We start from the raw sequence: 24674 nt of genomic DNA, 5'->3' as shown, positions 1-24674 counted from the left end.
ATCAACCGAACCGTCCGGTAATATAATCTTCAGTCAACTGGTGAAGGGGGTTTAAAAATATCTGGTCCGTAGGTCCGATTTCTATGAGATCTCCGAGATGGAAATAGGCCGTCCGCTGGGAAACCCGGGATGCCTGCTGCATGGAATGGGTCACAATGGCAATGGTGTACTCTTGTTTAAGTTCATCAATAAGGTCTTCTATAATGGCCGTGGCAATGGGATCCAGTGCGGAACAGGGTTCATCCATAAGAATAACTTCCGGATTCACCGCAATGGTCCTTGCAATGCACAATCGCTGCTGCTGGCCGCCGGAAAGTCCGGTCCCCGGCTGATCCAGCCGGTCTTTGACCTCATTCCACAGGCCTGCCCGCTTTAAAGAGCCTTCCACCAGTTCGTCGGTCTCATCCCGGTTCTGAACCAGGCCATGAATTTTAGGACCATAGGAGATATTATCATAAATGGATTTCGGAAAAGGGTTGGGTTTTTGAAACACCATGCCCACCTGTGCCCGCAGCGGGACCACGTCCACATCCCTGTCATAGATATTTTTCCCTTCCATGGTGATCTCCCCTTTGACCTGGCAGCCTTCAATGGTATCATTCATCCGGTTAAGACAGCGCAAAAAGGTAGATTTTCCGCACCCGGACGGACCGATCATGGCAATGACCTCGTTCTGTCCGATATCCAGACTAATATTGTTAATGGCCTTTTTCTCTCCAAAATTGTAGTAGACATCCAAATTCCGGCAGCTCATCCTGGGATTGTCAACCCTCATCTCTCCTACCGTGGTCCGCCTGTCCCTGGCAACCCGCTGCCGTTTATCTGTTGAAAAAATGGCTGTTGATCTTTTTTCCTGTCCCATAGTCACCTTTGTTTTCCTGGCTCCAGTCATTTGCATCCCCGTGTTGGTACAAATTCAAAAAATAAACACCCGGGCCGGATAAAGGCATTTGGCCCGGGTGTAAGAGATTGTTAGAAATCGTCCAGAGTCAAGGGTTTATAGCAATGCCGATAATTATTTATACATCCTGATAATTTCATCAATCGTTTCGTTTTCATTGTATTCACGGATGGTTTTTAGGGCCGCAAAATCGTGTTCAATCGGATTGAGATCCGGTGAATACGGGGGCAAAAACAAAAGAGCTGCACCAGTTCTTTCTATCAAATATTTGGTTTCTTCGCCCTTGTGGAAGGATGCGTTATCCATCACAACGACATGATTATCGTTCAGATGTGGACTCAACTGGTGTTCGATCCAAGCATTAAAGATATCCGCATTGCATGTTCCCTGAAACAAAAATGGTTCTTCAAAACTATATTCGATGCGGGCAGCAATCAAAGACGTTCGAGGGTGCTTTGTTCCTGCAATCAAACCATGAACACGCTGCCCTTTGAGAGCATATCCATAGCGACGGGTTGTATAAGGCGAAAAGCCGCTTTCATCAACATAAACAAACGTTTTGCAACGACGTACATAACGTTCACGAAGACGAAGATATGCCTTTCTTTTGCTGTCGCTTCGCTCCCTGTATCCCGTCAAAGGGCGTTCAAAATTCTGTGTCAGTTGAATGAAAGCTGATATACTCAGCTAAATAAGGAGAACTGACATGACCGAAGAAAACACCGAATTTGATTTTCAAAAAGCCCTTAAAGGCATCCAGGAAGGTAAACCCTTCACAGGTAAGGGCGGCGTCCTTACATCATTAATCAAAAATCTTGCTGAAGCTGTTCTTGAAGGAGAGTTGGAGTCCCATCTCGGGCAGGAAGTTTCTGCCAACCGCCGTAATGGAAAAAGCAAAAAGACCATTAAATCCCTGGATGGTAAATTTGAGCTGGAAACCCCGCGTGACAGGGCCGGAACCTTCTCTCCACAGATCGTCAAAAAACATCAGACAACGCTCAGCGATGAAATTGAAAGAAAGATAATAGCCCTTTACGGCCTGGGCATGAGTTATAATGATATGGCTTCCCATTTACAGGAAATCTATGGACTTGAGATTTCAAATGCCACTCTGAGCACCATTACCGATAAAATCATCCATACCGTCAAAGAATGGCAGGCCAGGCCGTTGGAAAATGTGTACCCAATCATATGGCTTGATGCCATACATTATAAAGTACGAGAAAACGGAAAGGTCGGCAGCAAAGCCGTTTACACAATTCTTGGGGTGAATATCGAGGGCCGCAAAGAGGTTCTTGGGCTGTACATATCCGAGAATGAGGGTGCGAACTTCTGGCTGCAGGTGTTAACAGACCTTTCAAACCGAGGGGTAAAAGATATCCTGATTGCCTGTGTTGATGGTCTAAAAGGTTTACCCGAGGCCATTGAGACCATATTCCCGGACACAGAAGTTCAACTCTGCGTAGTCCACCAGATCCGAAATTCATTGAAATACGTTGGTTCCAAAAATAAAAAGGAATTTATGGCAGATCTAAAACGTGTTTATAAAGCGGTCAATAAGGATCTGGCCGAAGAAGAACTGGATATCTTGGAAAATAAATGGAATGACAAATACCCGATTGTGATAAAATCCTGGCGGAACAACTGGGAACGCCTCAGTCATTTCTTTAAATATCCAGAAGAGATTCGACGGATAATATACACCACAAATACCATTGAGGCTGTGCATCGACAGTTTCGAAAACTGACCAAAACAAAGGGATCATTCCCGAACCAGGACAGCCTGTTAAAGCTGCTTTACATGGGGATCCAGAACGCCAGTAAAAAATGGACAATGCCGATTCAAAATTGGTCACTGACAATTTCCCAGTTGGCAATTTTCTTTGAAGGCCGGCTGGATAAAGAGCTGGGAATTTGATAGGGATTTATTTACAGATGGAAAAGATGGTTCCAGGAACTCCGCTCCAGCAAAAGTCAACTCCTCCGACGTGGCTGATTGAAGGCCCATTCTCGGACCTGACTTTTACTTCCGCTGGCGCTGAGGCAGATCCGGGAACCGAAACCGTGACACAGAATTCTGAACATTCCCTCCCGTCATCTTTTTTTTCGAGTGATTCCGAGTTGTTTCATATTATACCAGATACAGGCACGGGATACTCCGAAATGCTGCGCCCTTTCCGATTGTGTCATGTCATCATTTGTCTCCACATGGAGGCGCAAAGCTTCCAGATCCAAACTTCGTGGTCCTTTTGGACCGGGTTTCTTGTATGACAAACCATCTTCGGCAGACGTCCAGTTGTGAACACTTCCACGGGATACATTAAACTGACTGGCAGCTTCCGTCTTGCTTCCTCCATTTTCTACAAAATCTATAACGCGTTTGCGTAAATCTGATGAATATCTCATGGGGAAAATATAAGTTGTATAAATCCTTGTTCAAGTAATTGTTTGCTCTGCTATAAGATCTTTAACATTTTTCCGGAACAATTTTCTCTCACCCGCAGGCATGGGGATAAGCCCCTTGTCCGTGAGATATCCTTCATCCCCCCAGGCCTTTTCGCTGGTAAACTCGGCAAGGTATTCCTTCATGCCGGCAATGGTGGTGGCGTGGGCTTTTTTCACGTAGAAAAACAGGGGGCGGGAAACCGGGTAGGACCCATCGGCAATGGCTTCAAAGGTCGGCTGAACACCGTCAATGAAAGATCCTTGAATTTTGTCACCATTCTGGTCCAGAAAGGAAAACCCAAAAATCCCCAGGGCCTCTTTGTTGGCCTCAAGTTTCTGAACGATGAGATTATCGTTTTCACCGGCTTCGATATAGGCCCCGTCTTCACGTATGGTATGGCAAAGGGATTTATAGGCTTTTTTGTCTTTTTTCTTCAAGGCTTTGATCCAGTTAAACTTCTTTGCCCCCCCCTTCCATGGCAAGCTCTACAAAGGCATCCCGGGTGCCGGATGTGGGCGGAGGACCTAAAACTTCAATTTTAATGGCCGGAAGAGAAGGGTTAACATCCTTCCAGGTTTTGTTGGGGTTGGGCACAAGTTTGCCGGCCGTATCCCCCACAGGGATTTCCTTGGCCAGGGCCAGAAAAAGGTCTTTCCGGGTCAATTTCATGGAAACCCCTTTTTTGGAGTTGGCCACCACGATCCCGTCATAACCGATTTTCACTTCAACGATCTCTTTCACACCGTTGTTCATGGCTTTTTCAAGTTCGCTTTTTTTGATCCGCCGGGAGGAGTTGGTGATGTCAGGATGCTGAATGCCGACCCCTGCACCAAAGAGTTTGTGTCCTCCGCCGGATCCGGTGGATTCGATTTTCGGGGTTTTAAAAGAGGTGGTTTTCCCAAACTGTTCTGCAACCACCGTTGCAAAGGGATAGACCGTTGAAGATCCCACAATTGAAATATAGTCTCTTGAATTACCCGCATTTGCAGTTGAAAAGCCGAGGGTGACCACGATGGCCAGAAAACTTAATTTCACTAAAAATTTGTTCATGCCTTACTCCTTAATATCAAAGGGTTAAATTCACTGGGTTAAAAAAACTACCATCTTCTTTCAAATTTTTTTCTCAGAAAAACCGCCACCCCGTTCATGATCACCAGAAAAATCAGCAGGACCATGATGGCAGCAGAGGTTCTCTCCAAAAAAGCTCTTTCAGGGCTGTCCGCCCATAAAAAAATCTGTACCGGCAGTACGGTTGATGGATCGGTAAACCCGCCGGGAATATCAACAATAAAGGCCACCATGCCGATCATCAGCAAAGGGGCAGTCTCTCCCAAGGCCTGGGCCATGCCGATAATGGTGCCTGTGAGCATCCCGGGCAGGGCCAGGGGCAGGACATGGTGGGAGACCATCTGGGTTTTTGAGGCGCCTATGCCCAGAGCGGCTTCCCGGATGGACGGGGGAACCGATTTCAAGGCGGCACGGCTGGCAATGATAATGGTGGGCAGGGTCATCAATGTAAGTACAAGCCCGCCCACCAGGGGGGCGGATCTGGGCAGTTCGAAAAAGTTAAGAAACAGGGCAAGCCCGAGAAGACCGAACACAATGGAAGGTACGGCTGCCAGGTTATTGATATTTACCTCAATCACATCGGTCCACCAGGTTGTTGGGGCAAACTCTTCAAGATAGACAGCAGCAGCCACCCCAATGGGAAAGGAAAGGGCCAAGGTGACCAAAAGGGTATAAAAAGAACCGGTGGCCGCCCCCAGAATTCCGGCAAGTTCAGGCTCTCTGGAGTCGCCTGCCAAAAAAAAGGTGGTGTTGAACTTTTTTTTGATCCGGCCTTGTTCAATGAGAGCATCCACCCAGGCCACCTGGATGTCATTCATTCGTCTTTCTGCCTGGGGCAAATCACGATTGATATGCCCTTTCATGAGCATGTCCACATCATCATCTGCCGGCACCCATATCTTTATTTTATTTCCGATTTCATGACGGTTTTTCGCCACAAACTCCTGAAGAAGATAGGATGCCCCTGTGGAGACAAGATTGTAAAGCTTACGCTTGTCCCGTCTGGAGTTAACTTCAGGAAAACCTGTCTTCAGAGAATTTCTCACAAGCCCGAGATAATTGGCTGAGTTTAGGTTCTCCTTGTCAATTTCCAAAGGATCCAGAAAGATTTCAAGCTCAATGGATGTCTGCAAAAATGCCGTGTATCCGTTGGCAAAGATACTGACAAAAAGGATGGCAAGAAAGGTCAGGCTCAGCAGAATGGCTCCAAGTCCGCAGCGCCGGAACCGCCGCTCTTTTGCATACCGTTTTGCAAGTCCTTGGTTCACAATATCCATGGTCCTTGTTTTTCTACTGGGCCAAGGAGTGGCAGGGCCTTGGGATGTACCTGGATTATTCATATTGCTCCCTGTATTTGCGGACCACCACAAGGGCGATCACGTTCAGGATCAGCGTAACCATAAAAAGCATGAGCCCCAGGGCAAATGCCGCCAGGGTCTTGGGACTGTCAAATTCCTGGTCCCCCACCAGCAAGGTCACAATCTGGACCGTAACCGTGGTCACGGTTTTAAGGGGGTTGAGTGTCAGGTTGGCAGAGAGGCCTGCGGCCATAACCACAATCATGATTTCGCCAATGGCCCTGGACACGGCCAAAAGCACCCCGCCCACTATACCGGGAAGGGCGGCCGGAAGGACCACCCGGATAATGGTTTCAGACCGGGTGGATCCAAGGCCGTATGCCCCGTCCCTCAGAGACTGGGGAACGGCGTTGATCACATCATCTGACAGGGAAGAAACAAAGGGAATGATCATGATCCCCATGACAAGGCCTGCGGCCAGGGCACTTTCAGAAGAGACGGCCAAGCCCAGGGAACTGCCGGCATTCCTGATGGCCGGGGCAACCACAAGGCCGGCAAAAAAACCGTAAACCACTGTGGGGATGCCTGCCAGAATTTCAAGGAGAGGCTTGGCAATATTTCTGAACCCTTTGCCGGCATATTCAGAAAGATAAATGGCTGACATCAGCCCGATGGGCACGGCCACACACATGGCAATGGCAGAGATCAAAAGGGTACCCATGAACACCGGAATGGCGCCGAATGCGCCGGAAGATCCGACCTGATCGGCCCGGATGGCCATCTGGGGGCTCCACTCAAGGCCCAGTAAAAATTCATTCAAAGGAATGACTTTAAAAAACCGGACAGCCTCGTACAAAACAGAGAAGACAATCCCGATGGTGGTAAAAACCGCCAGAATGGAACAGGCAATCAATACAATTTTGATCATGGCCTCCACATGATTTCTGGCCCTTAATGCCGGGGAAATCCGAGTCCATACCCAGAGGATGCCGGCAATGGCCAGACTCACCACCAAAACACTGACAGCGGCATGACTTGTGGCCCTCAGAGTCTGATAATGGTCAGCCGTCGCCCGGATGGCTGGGCTGATCGTGCCTCCCACAATATTACCGTTCACCAGATTCCGGATATCATTCACAATGAGGTTGAGCCTGTCCGGGGGCAGCCCCTGAATCTCTTGGTCAAGATCCAAGATCATGATGTGGGTGATGACACTGGATTCAAATCCAAGCCAGAAGACAAACACAATCATGGCCGGCAGGGCACACCAGAGTGCTGTCAATGCCCCGTAATAGGTCGGCCTTGAATGGAGCACTTTAGGCCCTCCGGCCTTGGAACAAAGACCAAAGGCTTTTCTCCGGCCCAGATAAAAACCGGTCAGAGTCAGCAGAGCCAAGGTAAACAGCAAATGTGTCGGGGACATGAAAAATCCTTAAATCGTTAAAATCATCTGTTTGTTTGAAAGGAAAATACGCCTGTTTTATTAGATATTGTTTAATCTAATGTTAGCAGACAATTAGAGAGGTGTGATTCCGGACCAATTTCCCGGCCAGGTCTCAAAAAAAGACAGGGGTACCCCATGAAGACATGGATATAAAACGAAAAGAATGATCTGTGCACCCGGGGTAAATTCTGTTTTTTTAAAATAGAGTTGACTGGAAAAATGATGATCTGATGACCGGGCAGGTTAAGAAAATAGTCAGTGATGTCCGGTTAGGTTTTTGCTTGCTCAATAATTTTTTGATCTTTGACAATATTGTCCCTGTTTGAACTATGAGAGCCCTGCTCCTCGCAGCCAAACAGGTCATTTAGAATGGCGGTTCGCAGCTGCCGAACTCTTTTGATCGTGACCTTTTCATTAAACTGTTTTTGGCAATGGATTGCCAGTAACAGGTAAGTGATAAGGCCGCCAAGAATCTGAACCATAAGGCCGTATTCACTGCGGGCAATGAGATGATATACCTTCAGATGTTCTTTCCACCATTTGAAAAAATCCTCAATGGTCCACCGGAGTTTATAAATTGTTGCTATTTGTTCCGCTGTTAAATCATGCCTGTCAGTTGCCACATAGTATTTGACGCCAGCAATTTTATAGCCAACAACCCGAACAGGCCTTTTCGTCTGGTTTTGATTCGGAGTACCAAGTTTAACCAGTGCATCATAAAAAATGTAGCTGTCGGAAGGGGTCTCGTGGTTATCAATAATTGTTCTTGTTGTCCTGGTTTTTATACGGCAGACAAAATGTTTGCCTTGCTCCTGAAGCAGGTCAAATTCTTTATGGGATTGATATCCACGATCCATAACACCTGTTTGCCCCTTGGAAAGTATTTTGGGAACAAAAGTGCGTTCAGCGCCGTTGCCTTCAGTCAAAAAGATTTTGTTTGGGATTCCGTGATTAATGTCAAATCCGCAATGTACTTTGGCTTTTTTACTTCCTTTTCTGTAGTTCGCCCAGTGCATTGAAAGGACTGCATTTATGAGACTACCGTCAATGGAAACCAACTCTCCTAACTCGGCGTGTTCACCCGGATGACACTCAAGAGCCTGTTTATAAAGATCCTCAAAGATAAATTGCAGTTGTTCGAGTCCCCTGTGATTGATGGCTTCACAGAAACTACTACGGCTGATACCACCGTCTGGCGCAATATTTTCTTTAGCAAAAACATTCTCCTTGAGATCCTGAATTAAATGTCGGGCAGACTTGTGCTCCTGAAGATGGAAATAAACCAAAGCATTTATCTGGTCTTCGAATGTCATTTTTAAAGGGCGGTCTCCTCGAGATTGTAATTCCGGTGCTTTTGAAAGTGACTTTATCAGAGGGCACCTGAAATTGTCAAAGTTCAGGGACCGTAGTTGTTTTTTAGGGACTGAGATGTGCGTCATTTGAGCTCCTTGAGTTAAATTTTCAAGGCGCACAAAAATTTTTACGCACATTTGTCAACACAAAACCGACTGTTTTTTCAATGATTTTAGATGCTTTTTATATGCAACAACCTAACCGGACACTACTGGAAAATAGTGGAACTAAATAAAAATGTGTCCCCCTGGTTTTGGGGAACACAATCTTGCCCTGGCAACCGCAAAACGTATGCCAGGCTGCAGTGACCGGAGGGCTAAGGCTCACGGTCGAATTAAAATCTTCCAAAATATGGCTTAAGATTTTTAATCGTATTCAAACCAGATGGCTGGGAGCCTTAGTTGTCCTAGTCTTTTTTATCTTTCAGTTTTTGAATCAGGGTTGCAAAAGAGTCCCGCTCGAGGATATCTCCGAACTGGGACCGATAGTTGCTGACCATGCTCACCCCTTCAATGATCATATCGTAAACCATCCAGGGTGCCGTCCCACTCTTGTACATCATGTAATCAATGGGGATCTCAACGGTCTCGGTCACAATTTTGGTATTGATCTTGGCATATTGCCTTTGTTTTTTCTTCTTGATCCGTTCTTTGAGAAAGACCACATCTTCATCTGTATAGGATTCAATCTTTCCCATATAGGAATCTTCGACCAGGGTGGTAAACAGGGCTGTAAACGCCTCCATTTCGGCTTCGGTTTTGCCCTTCACATACTTGCCCAGGCTCCGTTCGGACATCTTGCGATAATCAAAGCGCTGGCGTGCAATCTGGCGAAGTATCTCCCTTCTGGCCTCTTTTTTATCTTCAGCCTTTAACTCAGGATCCCTTAACACGTCCAGAATCTGATCAATGCTGAGTTTGAGCTGATCTGTTGGAGAATCTGCATATGCCGTTCCCGTGCACACAAGCGCCATGGCCAGAATACCGAAAAAAAATAATTTGTTAAAACCTTCCATTTACAATTTCATCCCTTTTTGCCCAAACCGGCCAACGCATGATCTATACTCTTTTCAATGGAAAAGATATGGGTAAGCTTGGTCAGACTCAAAGCATTGAAAACCGTTTTGCCAAGCCCTGTCAATATAAACTTTCGATCCTCTTTGGTACTCCATTGCAGCCCTTCCACAAGGGTGGCAATACCGGAGCTGTCCATAAAGCGGACCCCGCTCAAATCTACGATAATCGCATCTGTTTCAGGTGAATACCAGGGCAAAAGGGTATCCCTCAAATTTGGGGAGGTGAACATGTCAATCTCTCCTTCCACAAACACCAGGGCAATGCCGTCATCAAATTTATAGTTAATATTAAATCCCATAATTCAACTACTTTTCAAAAATATACTTGCTGACAAGTTCTTCCAGGCTGATGGCCGATTCCGTGTCCATGAGTTCCCCCTTGTCCTCCACAAAATCCTCTGATCCGCCCGGGGAGAGCTTGACAAACTTGTCGCCGATCATCCCTTTGGTTCGGATGGAGGCAATGGTATCATCGGAAATCTGGGTGCCCTTGGTGATCTCCATTGCAACCAGGGCATTGTTTTCCTCCAGTGTAATGGTTTTTACCTTGCCCACGGGAACCCCTGCGATCTCGACCGATGCACCGGGCTCAAGCCCTTCAATGGACCCGAACAGGGCCTTGATGGTATAGGTGTTTGACCCGAACAATTCAACCGCGCCCAGGTTCACCGAAAGATAGACCAGGCAGGCCATGCCCATGACCATGAAAAGGCCCACAGAAATTTCTGTTTTTTTTGAATACATGATCTTTAATTTAAATCCTATAGCAATAAAGATGTCAAGATATAATCCACTATCAATATGGACAGGGACGAAAGCACCACCGCCCTTGTTGTGGAATGGCTGACCCCTTCTGTTGTGACCTGGGCCGTGTATCCCATAAAGGCACAGATCCAGGCAATGAGCAGGCCGAAACTCAAGGATTTGACCACCCCTCCCCAGATGTCTGTATAGGTGACAGCAGAAACCATTTTGCCAAAATACGCCCCTTCATTAACGCCCAAAAGCTTTACCCCCACAAGGTAACCGCCAAAGATGCCCACCACATCAAAAAAGGCCGTGAGCAAAGGCAAAGAGATGATCCCTGCCAGAATTTTGGGGCTTACCACGTATTTTAAAGGATCAATGGCCATCATTTCCAGGGCGGGAAACTGGTCTGTAATTTTCATGATTCCAATTTCTGCGGCCATGGCAGACCCAGCCCGCCCCGTAACCATCAGGGCACAGAGCACTGGCCCAAGTTCCCGGATGATGGACAGGGCCACGGCCGACCCCAAAAGGGCTTGTGCCCCGAACTGGGTCAGGGTGTGATACCCCTGAAGTCCCAGCACCATGCCTGTAAACAATCCGGTCACAAATACAATGAGGATCGATTTTGAGCCGATAAACTCAATCTCCTTGACCAGACGGTTCAGCCTGAACAGGGGCACAAAGGCCTGGGCCAGGGCAAGGCAGAAAAATATCCCGGACCGCCCCAAAACCTGAATCCTGGTCAGGGTTAACCTACCGATAGCCGCAGGGATCTCAAGGCTTGACATGACTTTTCCTTCTTAAAAGGGAATGTTCAGAATTCTGTGTCACGGTTTCGGTTCCCGGATCTGCCTCAGCGCCAGCGGAAGTAAAAGTCAGGTCCGAGAATGGGCCTTCAATCAGCCACGTCGGAGGAGTTGACTTTTGCTGGAGTGGAGTTCCTGGAACCATCTTTTCCATCTGTAAATAAATCCCTATCAAATTCCCAGCTCTTTATCCAGCCGGCCTTCAAAGAAAATTGCCAACTGGGAAATTGTCAGTGACCAATTTTGAATCGGCATTGTCCATTTTTTACTGGCGTTCTGGATCCCCATGTAAAGCAGCTTTAACAGGCTGTTCTGGTTCGGGAATGATCCCTTTGTTTTGGTCAGTTTTCGAAACTGTCGATGCACAGCCTCAATGGTATTTGTGGTGTATATTATCCGTCGAATCTCTTCTGGATATTTAAAGAAATGACTGAGGCGTTCCCAGTTGTTCCGCCAGGATTTTATCACAATCGGGTATTTGTCATTCCATTTATTTTCCAAGATATCCAGTTCTTCTTCGGCCAGATCCTTATTGACCGCTTTATAAACACGTTTTAGATCTGCCATAAATTCCTTTTTATTTTTGGAACCAACGTATTTCAATGAATTTCGGATCTGGTGGACTACGCAGAGTTGAACTTCTGTGTCCGGGAATATGGTCTCAATGGCCTCGGGAAAACCTTTCAGACCATCAACACAGGCAATCAGGATATCTTTTACCCCTCGGTTTGAAAGGTCTGTTAACACCTGCAGCCAGAAGTTCGCACCCTCATTCTCGGATATGTACAGCCCAAGAACCTCTTTGCGGCCCTCGATATTCACCCCAAGAATTGTGTAAACGGCTTTGCTGCCGACCTTTCCGTTTTCTCGTACTTTATAATGTATGGCATCAAGCCATACGATTGGGTACACATTTTCCAACGGCCTGGCCTGCCATTCTTTGACGGTATGGATGATTTTATCGGTAATGGTGCTCAGAGTGGCATTTGAAATCTCAAGTCCATAGATTTCCTGTAAATGGGAAGCCATATCATTATAACTCATGCCCAGGCCGTAAAGGGCTATTATCTTTCTTTCAATTTCATCGCTGAGCGTTGTCTGATGTTTTTTGACGATCTGTGGAGAGAAGGTTCCGGCCCTGTCACGCGGGGTTTCCAGCTCAAATTTACCATCCAGGAATTTAATGGTCTTTTTGCTTTTTCCATTACGGCGGTTGGCAGAAACTTCCTGCCCGAGATGGGACTCCAACTCTCCTTCAAGAGCAGCTTCAGCAAGATTTTTGATTAATGATGTAAGGACGCCGCCCTTACCTGTAAAGGGTTTACCTTCCTGGATGCCTTTAAGGGCTTTTTGAAAATCAAATTCGGTGTTTTCTTCGGTCATGTCAGTTCTCCTTATTTAGCTGAGTATATCAGCTTTCATTCAACTGACACAGAATTTTGAACGCCCTCTCTTAAAATATCGTCCAGGTAATTTTGCTTGGTCCGGGCAAAAGGAATGGGGCCTTCGGGCCGGCCATGGATAAACTGCACCACCCTGGGATCTGTGGAGTGGCGGATCTGGTCCACACTTCCCTCGGCAATGATCTTGCCATAATACAGAATAATAATATGGTCGGCAATCCTGAAACAGGATTCAATATCATGGGAGACGACAACAGAGGTAATGTCCAGCTTTCGGTTCAAATCCTTGATCAATTTATCAATCACCCCTGTTGATATGGTATCCAGACCTGAGGTGGGTTCATCATAAAAAATAACTTTGGGATCCATGACAATGGCCCGGGCCAGCCCCACCCTTTTCATCATGCCCCCGGAAAGCTGTGAGGGCATAAGATCTTCAGTTCCCCTCAGCCCCACCATCTCAAGCTTCATGGTGACAATGGTCTTGATCACACTCTGTGCAATCTTGGTATGCTCCTGCAAAGGAAAGGCAATATTTTCAAAAATAGTCAGATCATTGAACAGGGCAGATCCCTGGAACAGCATGCCCATTTTCCTGCGTTTTTCATAGAGCTTGGATTTACCGGCCGTTGTCAGGTCAAGGCCGTCAAAAAGGATATGGCCGCTATCCGGGCGTTCCAGGCCGGTCACCTGGCGAAGCAGGGTGCTCTTGCCGGATCCTGAGCCGCCCAGGATCACGGTGACCTTCTTTTTCTCAAACCGGCAGTTCAGGTGATTGGATGCCTTTAAGCTGCCGTATTTTTTCACAAGATCTTTTACAATGATCATTGATTTCACTTACAATTGGGGTTGATCATCTTAGATACCCCAAGCATCCGGGCCTGTCAACGATAATCCATGATTGACAAAGGCATGCTGGATTTATATACAAGCCTTAAGGAAGGTAAAAAAATCATGGGCGCGCATCATGTGTTTTCACCATGATTCAAACAAGAAGCCGTCTTTATCGGCAAGGGTAAACACCATGGCTGAACAGACCATTGAACTGTCCATTCCCTCCCATCCCAGGTTTCTTCAACTGGTCAGGGGGATGATGAAAAAAGTCACCGCCATCCTATCCATTGAACGAGAACAGGCAGACTATATCATCCTTGCGGTGGACGAGGCCTGTTCAAATATCATCAGGCATTCCTATAAGAATGATCACTCCCAGAAAATTGATTTTTTAATCTGTTTGAAAAAAAGCCGGCTTGATATTTCCATTATGGACAATGGAAAACCGTTTGAGTTCACAGAACTGCCTTGCCGTGACCCCGAAGAAATTCACCCGGGCGGACTGGGCATTTACATTATCCGCAGGGTCATGGACCAGGTCAATTACCACAGATCGAAAAAGGGCCAGAACATCATTCAGATGGTCAAAGCCCTCAATCCGACACCCGCCCCTTTGTCGTAAAAAAAGGCGGGGTATACAATGGTTTATTTATTTTTCAGAGCAGACTCGATAACTTGGAAATCAAAGGGATCGGACAAATTTTTGGCGCCTGAAGCCGAAGGCGGGTCTTGGGGTTTATGACCGGAACCGGTAAACCCGAGAAGCCTTTTGTCGCTATATTCAATGCGGTAATTGGGGCGGATCCCCTTGCCTGTTGTCCCGAAAAAGACCTTGGATTGAGCATCTCCTCCCATATTGGCAAACACTTTTCTCAAAAAAGGTGCGGACAACTGGCCCACCCGTTCTTCATCCCAGACAACCATGGGTTTGGCTGTTCCGGCAGACCTGCGGGTGGAGGTCTTTTTGGTTTTAAGCTTGGCAATCTTACTGGCAAGAATACTGATTTTCATGCCAAGATTTTTAACAGACCGTTCCTGGATCTCTCCTTCAGCCTGGGGCCGGAGGGTATCTAACACCCCGCTGACCTCTTCAAAACCGGTCTTGGATTCTTCCACGGCTTTGTCTTCAATCAGCTGGTCTACATTTTCACACATCCGGTTGATGGCCTGTCTGGACTCTCGAAATTTGTTGGGCTCCATTTTGCCTCCTCTTCCTATCATTCATGCTCGTTCTTAAACCACCGATCAGATGAGACATATATTCTTCTTACCCACACAGCGGGGTAAATCAGTCATCACTAATATCCAGTCATCTAAACACTGCGGTTAAATATCCTTAATCATTCCAAGAATCCTACACCTCCTGACATCATAATTCAAGGATTAGAAAAAAATTGGGTCAAAACCTTGGCCCAGACCCAAAATCCCAAACGGCTACAACACGGGGGGATGGCCGAATTGATAAAGATACGAGCCCCAAACCTGTGCCCGGCAAAATTCAGGTTTACTAAACCAAAATTTATATTTATATTCTGGCCATGAAATTTTATGCAGTCGCAAAAGGACGGAAAACAGGTATTTTCACCTCATGGCCAGAGGCGGAGCAACAGGTCAAAGGGGTGGCAGAGGCCAAATATAAAAGCTTTAAAAACAGACAAGATGCAGAACAATTCTTGAAAAAGCCTCATTACGGTCCTTCAAAACAATCTAAAAAAAAACCGGCCAGTGCAGGCCCATTCTCTTACCCTGAAAACACCATCGTGGTATACACGGACGGCGGTGCCATTGGCAATCCCGGCCCGGGCGGGTACGGGGTGGTCTTTAAAGAGGGTAAACAATTGTCCGGCGGGTTTAACCTGACCACCAACAACCGGATGGAACTTATGGGGGTCATAGCAGCCCTTGAATCCCTACAGGGAGAAACCCGGCCCATTGTGCTTCATTCAGATTCAAGGTATGTGCTCAACGGCATCACCAAAGGCTGGGCAAAAGCATGGAAAAAACGCGGATGGAAAAAATCCGACGGCACCCCTGCCCTGAATCCTGATCTCTGGGCAAGGCTGTTGGCGCTTTTACCGGGGCTTGAAATCTCCTTTAAATGGGTTAAAGGCCATGCCGGAGATCCCTTGAACGAGGCCTGTGACCAATTGGCCAATTCCACGGCCAGACAAAAAAAACTGGGGGATGACAAGGCCTATCTGAACACTATTTCTTCCTTAAACTCAGCTTTAAAGGGGTAAAAAATGAAACTCACGGTTTGCGAACTCACCCATAACTGGACAATGGATACACAAGAGCAGGACGGACTGTTCTCCCATTTAAACAAGAACAAAAGCGATTTTCTCCTCTTGCCTGAAATGCCTTTTTACAAATGGCTTGCAGGCTCACAAGCGGTGGATTCCAAGGCATGGGAAAAGGCCGTTCAATCCCATGCCCAATGGATTGATCAACTCAGCAGCTTTAATGTGCCCGTCATTGCCGGGACCCGGCCTGTGATCAAAAACAATCGTTTCCATAATGAAGGATTTGTCTGGACAAAGGCCGCAGGTGCCATGGGAATCCATGAAAAATACTACCTGCCCGATGAACCCGGGTTTTGGGAAGCCACTTGGTACCAAAGAGGGGACGGGGTATTTGAAATCGGGAAAGTCAACAATATTGCCATTGGCTTTCTCATCTGCACTGAACTCTGGTTCAACGCCAGGGCAAGGGAATACGGCAAGGCCGGCATGGATATCCTTCTCTGCCCCAGGGCCACACCCAAAAGCAGCTCATCTACCTGGGTGGCCGGAGGACAGGCAGCGGCAAACGTTTCCGGGGCCTTTTGTGTTTCCTCCAATTTTAAGGGGCCCAACATCCCGGGAATGGATTTCGGGGGCACCGCCTGGATTGTGGAGCCTGAAGAAGGTGAAATTTTGGGTACCACCACTGAAGCAGCCCCCTTTTTGACCCTGAAGATTGACCTGGACGAGGCCAAGAGCGCCAAGCAGAGCTATCCAAGATATGTAAAAGACTGATTTGCTGCAAACCAATTTTTATTAAACGCCGGGGCTGACCATTCGCAGTAAAGTCACTAAGGTTTCACGGTCTGACGCCTTGCAGCCAAAGCAAAATCGATTCGCGAAGTATGCGGGCTGACACTCAAAGGATTGGCCCCGGCTATTTTTTCTCCTTCCTGAGCGGCCCAAAGGCCTTGAAAAAACTCAATTGATTCACCCGTTCTTTGAAACTGCATATTTTTTAATTTTCCCTTGATTATTTGGTGGTTACAACACACTGAATATTAATTACCAATTGATAATTTTTGTTTTCACAAAAATTAATTTTCCACTACTCGGGAGGAAATATGTCTGGATTCAAAAAAACAATGATCGGTCTTTTCGCCCTGATAATCATTGGTGTTGCCGCAGGCGCAGCTTTTATTCATTCCATTGCAACAAGAGCCCTGCCCCAATACCAGGGACAGATTCAATTGCCCGGCCTGGAAAACCAGGTCAAGGTCTTTCGGGATAAGTACGGGGTGCCCCATATCATTGCTCAAAATGAATCAGACCTTTACTTTGCCGTGGGGTTTACCATGGCCCAGGACCGGCTCTGGCAGATGGATCTTCTAAGGCGGGTCACCCAAGGCCGCCTGTCTGAGATCTTCGGCAAAGATCTTGTGGATGTGGACCTTTTGATGCGGGCCTTAAGAATTCCAGACAAATCAAGGCAAATTTTGGCCAAAATCTCCCCTGAAATGCGCCTGGCACTTGACCAGTTTTCAAAGGGAATGAATCATTATATGCTCACCCATCAAAACCGCCTGCCCCCGGAATTTGCCATCCTGGGATATGCGCCAGAGCCCTGGAAACCAGAATACAGTGTAAACCTGGTCGGGTATATGTCCTGGGATTTGACCCTGCCCAATTCAACGGAAATGGTTCTCCATAAAATCAAAAAAAAACTGGGCCCAAAAAAATTTAACGCCTTGCTGCCCGATATTTTATCCCAAACCCCTGCCATTTACGACAATTTCAATCTTAATCAGAGCGAGCTTGGCCTGAAACAAACCCTTTTTGATCAGCAGCGCATCCTTGAAGATTACGGGGTAGCCGTATTCAAAGGCTCAAACAACTGGGCTGCGGCAGGTCAAAAAACGATCACAGGCAAGCCGTTATTTGCCAATGACATGCACCTTGGGTTAAACGCCCCGGGCCTGTGGTATCAAATGCACCAGATGGTTAAAGGCAAACTCAATGTCACAGGGGTGGTCCTGCCGGGCCAGCCCTTTGTCATCTGCGGCCACAACGAGGACATTGCCTGGGGCATGACCAATGTCATGGTGGATGACATGGATTTTTACCAGGAACGAATCAACCCGGACAACCCGGACAACCCGGATCAATATGAGTTTAACAAAGAATTTAAAAATTTTACCATCAAAAAAGAAATTATAAAAATCAAAGGAGATAAACAGGTCACCCAAGAGATCCGGTTCACCCACAGGGGCCCTGTGATCTCAAAATTCAAAAAGATTGAAGACCAGACCATTTCCATGAAATGGCTGGGAAATGAATTTTCCAATGAACTGCGAACCATTTACCTTTTGAACCGGGCCAAAAACTGGGAGGATTTTAAAATTGCGGCAAAAAGCTTTAAGGCGGTGAGTCAGAATATCAATTATGCCGATGTGAATGGAAATATCGGCCTGTACTGCAGTGCAGGCGTGCCCATCAGGAAAAAAGGCAACGGCCTTTTTGTCTATCCCGGGTGGACAGACGAGTATGACTGGGACGGCCTGGTTCCCTTTGAAGACTTGCCCCACTCGTACAATCCCGCCTCAGGCACGGTCTCTTCGGCCAACAATAAAACCGCTCCCAATACCTATCCTCACTATATCAGCCATTGGTTTGCCCTCAACTACCGGATTGACCAGATCAGGGAGATGCTGTCTGAAAAAGAAACACTCTCCATCCAGGATTTCAAACGCATGCATGGGGATTTTAAGTCTAAACTGGTTGAAGAGTTCAAACCCCTTATTCTGGAAACCCTGTCCAACCAGGACAACTTAAATACGCGCCAGAAAACAGGACTGGATCTTTTAAAAAACTGGAACGGGGTCATGGACAAAGAAAGCCCCGGGGCGGCCCTGTTTGAAGTTTTTTATCTTCATCTGGTCAAAAACCTGCTCCATGACGATCTATGGGACACGCTTTATCAAGAATATGCGGCAAGTTCAATCCTTCACCGATACCTGACCCGAAACATCATCCTTTCAGGCGGATCAAGTTTGAGTGATAATCAGCTGACCTTGGAAAAAAATAGAGGGCGTTCAAAATTCTGTGTCAGTTGAATGAAAGCTGATATACTCAGCTAAATAAGGAGAATTGACATGACCGAAGAAAACACCGAATTTGATTTTCAAAAAGCCCTTAAAGGCATCCAGGAAGGTAAACCCTTTACAGGTAAGGGCGGCGTCCTTACATCATTAATCAAAAATCTTGCTGAAGCTGCTCTTGAAGGAGAGTTGGAGTCCCATCTCGGGCAGGAAGTTTCTGCCAACCGCCGTAATGGAAAAAGCAAAAAGACCATTAAATCCCTGGATGGTAAATTTGAGCTGGAAACCCCGCGTGACAGGGCCGGAACCTTCTCTCCACAGATCGTCAAAAAACATCAGACAACGCTCAGCGATGAAATTGAAAGAAAGATAATAGCCCTTTACGGCCTGGGCATGAGTTATAATGATATGGCTTCCCATTTACAGGAAATCTATGGACTTGAGATTTCAAATGCCACTCTGAGCACCATTACCGATAAAATCATCCATACCGTCAAAGAATGGCAGGCCAGGCCGTTGGAAAATGTGTACCCAATCGTATGGCTTGATGCCATACATTATAAAGTACGAGAAAACGGAAAGGTCGGCAGCAAAGCCGTTTACACAATTCTTGGGGTGAATATCGAGGGCCGCAAAGAGGTTCTTGGGCTGTACATATCCGAGAATGAGGGTGCGAACTTCTGGCTGCAGGTGTTAACAGACCTTTCAAACCGAGGGGTAAAAGATATCCTGATTGCCTGTGTTGATGGTCTGAAAGGTTTTCCCGAGGCCATTGAGACCATATTCCCGGACACAGAAGTTCAACTCTGCGTAGTCCACCAGATCCGAAATTCATTGAAATACGTTGGTTCCAAAAATAAAAAGGAATTTATGGCAGATCTAAAACGTGTTTATAAAGCGGTTAATAAGGATCTGGCCGAAGAAGAACTGGATATTTTGGAAAACAAATGGAATGACAAATACCCGATTGTGATAAAATCCTGGCGGAACAACTGGGAGCGCCTCAGTCATTTCTTTAAATATCCAGAAGAGATCCGACGGATAATATACACCACAAATACCATTGAGGCTGTGCATCGACAGTTTCGAAAACTGACCAAAACAAAGGGATCGTTTCCTAACCAGGACAGCCTGTTAAAGCTGCTTTACATGGGGATCCAGAACGCCAGTAAGAAATGGACAATGCCGGTTCAAAACTGGTCACTGACAATTTCCCAGTTGGCAATTTTCTTTGAAGGCCGGCTGGATAAAGAGCTGGGAATTTGATAGGGATTTATTTACAGATGGAAAAGATGGTTCCAGGAACTCCGCTCCAGCAAAAGCCAACTCCTCCGACGTGGCAGATTGAAGGCCCATTCTCGGACCTGGCTTTTACTTCCGCTGGCGCCGAGACAGATCCGGGAACCGAAACCGTGACACAGAATTCTGAACATTCCCGCCCTTTGAGAGCATATCCATAGCGACGGGTTGTATAAGGCGAAAAGCCGCTTTCATCAACATAAACAAACGTTTTGCAACGACGTACATAACGTTCACGAAGACGAAGATATGCCTTTCTTTTGCTGTCGCTTCGCTCCCTGTATCCCGTCATCTTTTTTTTCGAGTGATTCCGAGTTGTTTCATATTATACCAGATACAGGCACGGGATACTCCGAAATGCTGCGCCCTTTCCGATTGTGTCATGTCATCATTTGTCTCCACATGGAGGCGCAAAGCTTCCAGATCCAAACTTCGTGGTCCTTTTGGACCGGGTTTCTTGTATGACAAACCATCTTCGGCAGACGTCCAGTTGTGAACACTTCCACGGGATACATTAAACTGACTGGCAGCTTCCGTCTTGCTTCCTCCATTTTCTACAAAATCTATAACGCGTTTGCGTAAATCTGATGAATATCTCATGGGGAAAATATAAGTTGTATAAATCCTTGTTCAAGTAATTGTTTGCTCTGCTATAAGATTCTTTTTAGGTATCTTGGCCTCGAGAAATCCCCGGCCATATGCAAGGTTGATTTTTTCCATGATAAACAACTCCAGTTTCCCGTAATAGTTAATATTACTTCTGTATTATGCATAATGTATCATGTATACATTTGTCAAATACATTATTCTTTTAAATGTTTTGTTTTTTGAAAAAAACAATGATTTGGGACTGATTTTTTTTTGCCAAGACCCTTTAGGGACGGGGAAATGTAGAATAGTTTTGATTTTCCGAATTCAAGATAAGTTGATGACTATAATGGATGAAAAGCCATTGGGTCTATTCCGCATATTTCACGAATATAGTTCCCTCAATTTGTCAGTTTTTGACCTTCAGGTTATGAAATATTCAGGCGATCCTCTGATAAAAAGGACAGCACCTTATGGTCCGTCCTTTTTATCAGAGCTTAGAACAATAAAGATGGGGTTAAAAAGATTTAATCGTCCATATTGGGCAAATTTGCCAGAATTTCTTCTTTGGCAAGGGTGAGGTGATTTTCGCAGGCCAGGATTGCAGCGGCTCTGTCGGAATTGATCAGGCCGTCAATAATTTGAATATGCTCGTCAATTGAGTCATAAAATCTTTTCGGCCTGGAAAGCGCGATCACCCTGAACGGGCTGATCATCAAAGAGACCTTGTCAAGCGCTTCTTTGATAACCTTATTGCCGGAAGTTGCAATCAGATATTCATGGAATTTAACATCAACTTCAAGGTATTCTTTGAGTTGATTGATATTTGAATGTTCAAGGAAAGCGGCCTTGAATTCATTGAGTTTTTTTATAATTGAGTCATCAAGTAAATTTGCAATTTTATCAACTGCATATTTTTCAACAATGACCCTGAACTCATAGGATTCAATAATATCCCTGTTAGAGAATCGTCTCACACAGACACTTTTATTGGGTATGCTCTTGAGAAGGCCTTTGCCTAAAAGCGTATTGATTGCATTTCTGACAGGTGAGCGGCTTACATTGAGTTCTTCGGCAATTTGAAGTTCAAGTATCCGCTCGCCCGGTTTGAGAGTGCCGTTGATTATATTTTCTTTGAGAACCGTATACACCTGGTCTTTGATCGTCGAGATAATTTTTACATTTTTAATAGCCATGAAATTAAGGGTAATCAAAAAAAACATGGGGGTCAAGGGCAAAGGATGAGGCAAACCGCCCGCATCTGAGGGGGGACGCGTATTTTATTTGCCTGATCCCTTTTTATAATCAAAGTTCAAAGGGCATTGATCATTGATGCAGTTGGGGCACCCTGTGAATCCAAGATGGATAATCCAGAAAAGTGTGAGAATGCCCAAGTATCCCATGCCGGTGATGATCATTTGATCCCTGATAATGATGAAGATGGGAAGACAAAATCTTATGACATAGGCAATGACTGCCCAGAGTAGACTTTGGATGCCGAACCCGGCCCGGCCCGGCCTGAAAAAATGTTGAACACAGCTTCCTTCCAAAGGTATGGGACAGCTTTTTCCGTAGTAAATACAATTTTTGCAGGTCCCGGCATAGATCACACCGTATGAGAGAAACCAGAATAGAAGATAGACGGCCATGCCGGTAATCTGCAGTTTTGAACTGATCCAAAGGCCCCAGAAAAATAAAAGGATTACCAAAAAAAGGATCGGCAATTTTGTTTTAAAACCAAATTGGGACACATAATTTTTACGCCTGCCTGTCATCATGGTTGCGGCTCCTTATCATATCCTCCAGGATTTTTCGGGATGAATATCGGGGGACAAAGCCAAGTTTTGCCTTTGCCTTTTCAGGGCTTGCAATAAAGGGATGCCGGGCATAATCAAGGTAGCCGCGATTGACTTCAACGCCCGGGATTCGCAGATGCCACAGCAGGTCAACCACAGGATACAAAATCGCTGCAGGGATACTGATCAGTCTTGTTTTTGCCATGGCAGCGATCTCTTTAACCGTGAGCACCCCCTGTCCAACGATGTTAAAGGCCCCGGGCAATCTTTTTTCAACCGCCATGAGGCAGGCCCGGACAAAATCCGTTTCATGGACAAACTGAACTTTAGGATTGCTGTTCCGGATATTTACGGTCAGGGGCCTGAGCAGCATTCTGGAGACATAGTTTTCTGCTGTGGGGCCAAAGACCGTGCACGGCCTTAAAGTGGTGATGATCATGTTTGGATGGGTTTTGGCAAATGCCTGGATCATTTTATCCACTAAGGCTTTATTGTATTCATAGGGAAAACTTGGATTTCCTTTCAGGGGGGCTTTTTCTTTGAGCGGTTCTTGCTTATTGGGATGTGCACCATAGGCCAGGGTGGAGCTGACAGCGATGAGATGTCTGACTCCGGCGTCATAGGATTTTTCAAGGACATTGAGGGTGCCGTTATAGTCAATGTCGTGCATAATTTTTAAATTGTGGATGGGCTTTACCACAAAGGCCAGATGAATCACCGTATCAATTTGATTTTTGGCAAGGATTTTATCCAGGCTGTGATCACGAATGTCCATTTTTAAAAAAGAGGTGGGTTTCGTTTGGGGGGAGGGCGGCGCAATATCCATTCCCACAACGGTGCCCACCCCTTTTTTTTTCTCGAGCGCTTCCATGAGCTTACTGCCTAAATATCCGGAACTGCCGGTGACCAAAATATTCTGCACTCTTTTTCCCATAGAGATACCCTTAAGTCAGATCCACCAGGTTTTCAATTTTATCAATTGCCGCTGAAACAGGGTTCTGGATATCCATTTTAATTTCTATGGCCTGGTTTGGGCAAATACTTACACAACGGCCGCATCCCCGGCAGGTGTCGTCGATTGCGGCATGCCCCTCCTCAAGATGGATGGCATCGACAAAACAAATTTCTTTTGTGCATTTGCCGCAGCCGACACAAAGATCTGTCACGGCAACACGGACCCCCGGCATCCGGTTGACCTTTGAACTGATGCTGGCATTGATTTGGGGAAGTATTTTCCAAAGACAGCAGCAGGGACAGCAGTTGCAGATGGTCAGCAGTTTTTTTTTCGGCCCGACATTGAGCCAGACTGAATCAAGCTTGTTAAGCCCGATCAGATGCACCAAACCAGCGTCTCTGCAGCGGGCCGCATGTTCAAGGGTCTCTTCAACGCTTGCCCTGTGGCTGAATTTGGGGTTAATGCCCTTGGCAGCTTCCCCTAAAAAGATACACCCCAGATCAATGGGATAATCTTCACATTTGGCCGAGTCCCGGCAGATACAAAAATCCATGATCCAGTGATACTTTGCCTGGCGGATAAAATGCTCGAGCACCTGGGAGGGCATCACCGTATTCTGGGAGGTGTCAGGGATATTTTTTGAAATCGGGATGGCCCTGTCTTCTGGTAAATAGATGATATCATCACCTTTAAAGAGAAGGGACTCAATGAGGCGGCCCATGAGAGGGTATTGGGAAAGTCTGGACCAGAAAAATCTCTGGGAAAAGGTTTTGTTGATGATTGTCTTTATAAAATAAGGGCTTCCCACGGCATCTTCCTTTCAGGCGTGACGGTTTGAAATCAAAATGTTCTATACACTTAGGAGTGTTAATCTGCCGGATTTAACTCCAGGGCGTATTTTTTGTGCGCAATGATTTTTTCCAGGGAAAAAAGATCCTTGTGATATTGGTTGTTGACATAAAGATCGGTCTGGTCGCAATAATGGGGGCTTGCCGGGATCCCGCTGGTGCCTGTGGGAATGACGCTCACAGAATCATCCCAGTTGGCCGGGGTATAAATATGCCTGTGGGAGGCCCCATGGTTGATAACAAAGGGCTCAGACAATTTGTAGGCCAGGGGGCAGACCGTGTGAAAACTGCCTCCCATCTCTTTGGGGCTGTCATTGAATTTGAAAATGGCGTCCAGAAGCCTTACCTTGCCCAGGGGATGTTCGAGCCTGAGTGTGTGGATTTTTCCCCAGGTCCAATTTTCAGTTTTTTTTCCCATCTGGTCTGAAAGATAGGCCATTGCATCTGACATGGTCTTGCCCATGATATCGTCAAAGGTCTCATTTTTTTC

Annotated in this window: 25 protein-coding genes and 1 pseudogene; 6 read left to right on the top strand and 20 right to left on the bottom strand. The window is 46.3% G+C overall.

Annotated elements, in window-relative coordinates; all coding sequences use genetic code 11:
* Window position 1: 1 nt before the first annotated feature.
* Window positions 2-892 carry a phosphate ABC transporter ATP-binding protein gene (locus tag HUN05_12315; GenBank protein WDP85818.1) on the bottom strand — a complete coding sequence of 297 codons (891 nt, stop codon included), beginning with the start codon at window positions 890-892 and terminating at the stop codon, window positions 2-4.
* Between the two features lie 123 nt (window positions 893-1015).
* A complete protein-coding gene (locus tag HUN05_12310; GenBank protein ID WDP85817.1) occupies window positions 1016-1540 on the bottom strand; it encodes an IS630 family transposase in 525 nt (174 codons plus the stop codon).
* A gap of 67 nt (window positions 1541-1607) precedes the next feature.
* On the opposite strand from HUN05_12310, the gene HUN05_12305 reads away from it, so the two are divergent.
* Complete coding sequence (locus HUN05_12305; protein ID WDP85816.1) at window positions 1608-2819, top strand: IS256 family transposase; 1212 nt, start codon at window positions 1608-1610, stop codon at window positions 2817-2819.
* A gap of 176 nt (window positions 2820-2995) precedes the next feature.
* Here HUN05_12305 and HUN05_12300 read toward each other — a convergent pair whose 3' ends face one another.
* The 11 genes and pseudogenes from HUN05_12300 to HUN05_12250 all read right to left on the bottom strand — a co-directional run bounded on the left by HUN05_12300 (window position 2996) and on the right by HUN05_12250 (window position 13372).
* Window positions 2996-3307 (bottom strand): hypothetical protein, encoded by a 312-nt coding sequence (locus HUN05_12300; GenBank protein ID WDP85815.1) that lies wholly within the window; start codon window positions 3305-3307, stop codon window positions 2996-2998.
* A gap of 30 nt (window positions 3308-3337) precedes the next feature.
* Window positions 3338-4397 (bottom strand): annotated as a pseudogene (locus HUN05_12295) (PstS family phosphate ABC transporter substrate-binding protein).
* Between the two features lie 47 nt (window positions 4398-4444).
* Window positions 4445-5692, bottom strand: a complete 1248-nt coding sequence (gene pstA, locus HUN05_12290) for a phosphate ABC transporter permease PstA (protein ID WDP85814.1) — start codon at window positions 5690-5692, stop codon at window positions 4445-4447.
* Between the two features lie 55 nt (window positions 5693-5747).
* Complete coding sequence (gene pstC, locus HUN05_12285) at window positions 5748-7136, bottom strand: phosphate ABC transporter permease subunit PstC (GenBank protein WDP85813.1); 1389 nt, start codon at window positions 7134-7136, stop codon at window positions 5748-5750.
* A gap of 290 nt (window positions 7137-7426) precedes the next feature.
* Window positions 7427-8596 (bottom strand): IS4 family transposase, encoded by a 1170-nt coding sequence (locus tag HUN05_12280; protein WDP88044.1) that lies wholly within the window; start codon window positions 8594-8596, stop codon window positions 7427-7429.
* Window positions 8597-8916: 320 nt separating this feature from the next.
* A complete protein-coding gene (locus HUN05_12275; protein ID WDP85812.1) occupies window positions 8917-9525 on the bottom strand; it encodes an ABC transporter substrate-binding protein in 609 nt (202 codons plus the stop codon).
* Between the two features lie 8 nt (window positions 9526-9533).
* Window positions 9534-9884: an STAS domain-containing protein gene (locus HUN05_12270; GenBank protein WDP85811.1), complete on the bottom strand. Its 351-nt coding sequence runs from the start codon at window positions 9882-9884 to the stop codon at window positions 9534-9536.
* A 7-nt stretch (window positions 9885-9891) separates the two neighbouring features.
* Window positions 9892-10329 carry an outer membrane lipid asymmetry maintenance protein MlaD gene (mlaD, locus tag HUN05_12265; protein WDP85810.1) on the bottom strand — a complete coding sequence of 146 codons (438 nt, stop codon included), beginning with the start codon at window positions 10327-10329 and terminating at the stop codon, window positions 9892-9894.
* A 17-nt stretch (window positions 10330-10346) separates the two neighbouring features.
* Window positions 10347-11123 (bottom strand): ABC transporter permease, encoded by a 777-nt coding sequence (locus HUN05_12260; GenBank protein WDP85809.1) that lies wholly within the window; start codon window positions 11121-11123, stop codon window positions 10347-10349.
* 189 nt (window positions 11124-11312) lie between these two features.
* Window positions 11313-12524, bottom strand: a complete 1212-nt coding sequence (locus HUN05_12255) for an IS256 family transposase (GenBank protein ID WDP85808.1) — start codon at window positions 12522-12524, stop codon at window positions 11313-11315.
* Between the two features lie 35 nt (window positions 12525-12559).
* Window positions 12560-13372 carry an ABC transporter ATP-binding protein gene (locus HUN05_12250; GenBank protein ID WDP85807.1) on the bottom strand — a complete coding sequence of 271 codons (813 nt, stop codon included), beginning with the start codon at window positions 13370-13372 and terminating at the stop codon, window positions 12560-12562.
* Between the two features lie 196 nt (window positions 13373-13568).
* Between HUN05_12250 and HUN05_12245 the strand changes: the two genes are divergently transcribed.
* Entirely contained in the window at window positions 13569-14000 is a 432-nt protein-coding gene (locus HUN05_12245; GenBank protein WDP85806.1) for an ATP-binding protein, read from the top strand.
* 23 nt (window positions 14001-14023) lie between these two features.
* Here HUN05_12245 and HUN05_12240 read toward each other — a convergent pair whose 3' ends face one another.
* On the bottom strand, window positions 14024-14578 hold the full coding sequence (locus tag HUN05_12240; protein ID WDP85805.1) for a hypothetical protein: 555 nt from the start codon (window positions 14576-14578) through the stop codon (window positions 14024-14026).
* A gap of 338 nt (window positions 14579-14916) precedes the next feature.
* On the opposite strand from HUN05_12240, the gene rnhA reads away from it, so the two are divergent.
* From rnhA to HUN05_12220, 4 genes are all read left to right on the top strand, one after another.
* Window positions 14917-15618: a ribonuclease HI gene (gene rnhA, locus HUN05_12235; protein WDP85804.1), complete on the top strand. Its 702-nt coding sequence runs from the start codon at window positions 14917-14919 to the stop codon at window positions 15616-15618.
* 3 nt (window positions 15619-15621) lie between these two features.
* Window positions 15622-16395: a carbon-nitrogen hydrolase family protein gene (locus HUN05_12230; protein WDP85803.1), complete on the top strand. Its 774-nt coding sequence runs from the start codon at window positions 15622-15624 to the stop codon at window positions 16393-16395.
* Between the two features lie 329 nt (window positions 16396-16724).
* Window positions 16725-18713, top strand: a complete 1989-nt coding sequence (locus HUN05_12225; GenBank protein ID WDP85802.1) for a penicillin acylase family protein — start codon at window positions 16725-16727, stop codon at window positions 18711-18713.
* A 39-nt stretch (window positions 18714-18752) separates the two neighbouring features.
* Complete coding sequence (locus HUN05_12220; protein WDP85801.1) at window positions 18753-19964, top strand: IS256 family transposase; 1212 nt, start codon at window positions 18753-18755, stop codon at window positions 19962-19964.
* Between the two features lie 321 nt (window positions 19965-20285).
* Here HUN05_12220 and HUN05_12215 read toward each other — a convergent pair whose 3' ends face one another.
* From HUN05_12215 to HUN05_12190, 6 genes are all read right to left on the bottom strand, one after another.
* Complete coding sequence (locus HUN05_12215) at window positions 20286-20597, bottom strand: hypothetical protein (GenBank protein ID WDP85800.1); 312 nt, start codon at window positions 20595-20597, stop codon at window positions 20286-20288.
* Window positions 20598-21112: 515 nt separating this feature from the next.
* Window positions 21113-21835 (bottom strand): GntR family transcriptional regulator, encoded by a 723-nt coding sequence (locus HUN05_12210; protein WDP85799.1) that lies wholly within the window; start codon window positions 21833-21835, stop codon window positions 21113-21115.
* 30 nt (window positions 21836-21865) lie between these two features.
* The gene (locus HUN05_12205; GenBank protein WDP85798.1) at window positions 21866-22234 is read right to left on the bottom strand and encodes a hypothetical protein; all 369 of its coding nucleotides are present in this window, start codon (window positions 22232-22234) and stop codon (window positions 21866-21868) included.
* A 109-nt stretch (window positions 22235-22343) separates the two neighbouring features.
* On the bottom strand, window positions 22344-23315 hold the full coding sequence (locus HUN05_12200) for an NAD-dependent epimerase/dehydratase family protein (GenBank protein ID WDP85797.1): 972 nt from the start codon (window positions 23313-23315) through the stop codon (window positions 22344-22346).
* 10 nt (window positions 23316-23325) lie between these two features.
* Window positions 23326-24144: a 4Fe-4S binding protein gene (locus HUN05_12195; protein WDP85796.1), complete on the bottom strand. Its 819-nt coding sequence runs from the start codon at window positions 24142-24144 to the stop codon at window positions 23326-23328.
* A 59-nt stretch (window positions 24145-24203) separates the two neighbouring features.
* Complete coding sequence (locus HUN05_12190) at window positions 24204-24647, bottom strand: penicillin acylase family protein (protein WDP85795.1); 444 nt, start codon at window positions 24645-24647, stop codon at window positions 24204-24206.
* Window positions 24648-24674: the final 27 nt, after the last annotated feature.

This window comes from Desulfobacter sp., from assembly GCA_028768545.1.
GTDB lineage: Bacteria > Desulfobacterota > Desulfobacteria > Desulfobacterales > Desulfobacteraceae > Desulfobacter.
The sequence above is the reverse complement of the archived record's forward strand: the minus strand, read 5'-3'. Positions and strand labels throughout refer to the sequence as shown.

Excerpts from the sequence above, each read along its gene's own strand:
- HUN05_12315 (WDP85818.1), bottom strand. The coding sequence starts at position 892 with ATGACTGGAGCCAGGAAAACAAAGGTGACTATGGGACAGGAAAAAAGA.
- HUN05_12305 (WDP85816.1), top strand. The coding sequence starts at position 1,608 with ATGACCGAAGAAAACACCGAATTTGATTTTCAAAAAGCCCTTAAAGGC.
- HUN05_12300 (WDP85815.1), bottom strand. The coding sequence starts at position 3,307 with ATGAGATATTCATCAGATTTACGCAAACGCGTTATAGATTTTGTAGAA.
- pstA (WDP85814.1), bottom strand. The coding sequence starts at position 5,692 with ATGGATATTGTGAACCAAGGACTTGCAAAACGGTATGCAAAAGAGCGG.
- pstC (WDP85813.1), bottom strand. The coding sequence starts at position 7,136 with ATGTCCCCGACACATTTGCTGTTTACCTTGGCTCTGCTGACTCTGACC.
- HUN05_12280 (WDP88044.1), bottom strand. The coding sequence starts at position 8,596 with ATGACGCACATCTCAGTCCCTAAAAAACAACTACGGTCCCTGAACTTT.
- HUN05_12275 (WDP85812.1), bottom strand. The coding sequence starts at position 9,525 with ATGGAAGGTTTTAACAAATTATTTTTTTTCGGTATTCTGGCCATGGCG.
- HUN05_12270 (WDP85811.1), bottom strand. The coding sequence starts at position 9,884 with ATGGGATTTAATATTAACTATAAATTTGATGACGGCATTGCCCTGGTG.
- mlaD (WDP85810.1), bottom strand. The coding sequence starts at position 10,329 with ATGTATTCAAAAAAAACAGAAATTTCTGTGGGCCTTTTCATGGTCATG.
- HUN05_12260 (WDP85809.1), bottom strand. The coding sequence starts at position 11,123 with ATGTCAAGCCTTGAGATCCCTGCGGCTATCGGTAGGTTAACCCTGACC.
- HUN05_12255 (WDP85808.1), bottom strand. The coding sequence starts at position 12,524 with ATGACCGAAGAAAACACCGAATTTGATTTTCAAAAAGCCCTTAAAGGC.
- HUN05_12250 (WDP85807.1), bottom strand. The coding sequence starts at position 13,372 with ATGATCATTGTAAAAGATCTTGTGAAAAAATACGGCAGCTTAAAGGCA.
- HUN05_12245 (WDP85806.1), top strand. The coding sequence starts at position 13,569 with ATGGCTGAACAGACCATTGAACTGTCCATTCCCTCCCATCCCAGGTTT.
- HUN05_12240 (WDP85805.1), bottom strand. The coding sequence starts at position 14,578 with ATGGAGCCCAACAAATTTCGAGAGTCCAGACAGGCCATCAACCGGATG.
- rnhA (WDP85804.1), top strand. The coding sequence starts at position 14,917 with ATGAAATTTTATGCAGTCGCAAAAGGACGGAAAACAGGTATTTTCACC.
- HUN05_12230 (WDP85803.1), top strand. The coding sequence starts at position 15,622 with ATGAAACTCACGGTTTGCGAACTCACCCATAACTGGACAATGGATACA.
- HUN05_12225 (WDP85802.1), top strand. The coding sequence starts at position 16,725 with ATGTCTGGATTCAAAAAAACAATGATCGGTCTTTTCGCCCTGATAATC.
- HUN05_12220 (WDP85801.1), top strand. The coding sequence starts at position 18,753 with ATGACCGAAGAAAACACCGAATTTGATTTTCAAAAAGCCCTTAAAGGC.
- HUN05_12215 (WDP85800.1), bottom strand. The coding sequence starts at position 20,597 with ATGAGATATTCATCAGATTTACGCAAACGCGTTATAGATTTTGTAGAA.
- HUN05_12205 (WDP85798.1), bottom strand. The coding sequence starts at position 22,234 with ATGGCCGTCTATCTTCTATTCTGGTTTCTCTCATACGGTGTGATCTAT.
- HUN05_12200 (WDP85797.1), bottom strand. The coding sequence starts at position 23,315 with ATGGGAAAAAGAGTGCAGAATATTTTGGTCACCGGCAGTTCCGGATAT.
- HUN05_12190 (WDP85795.1), bottom strand. The coding sequence starts at position 24,647 with ATGGGCAAGACCATGTCAGATGCAATGGCCTATCTTTCAGACCAGATG.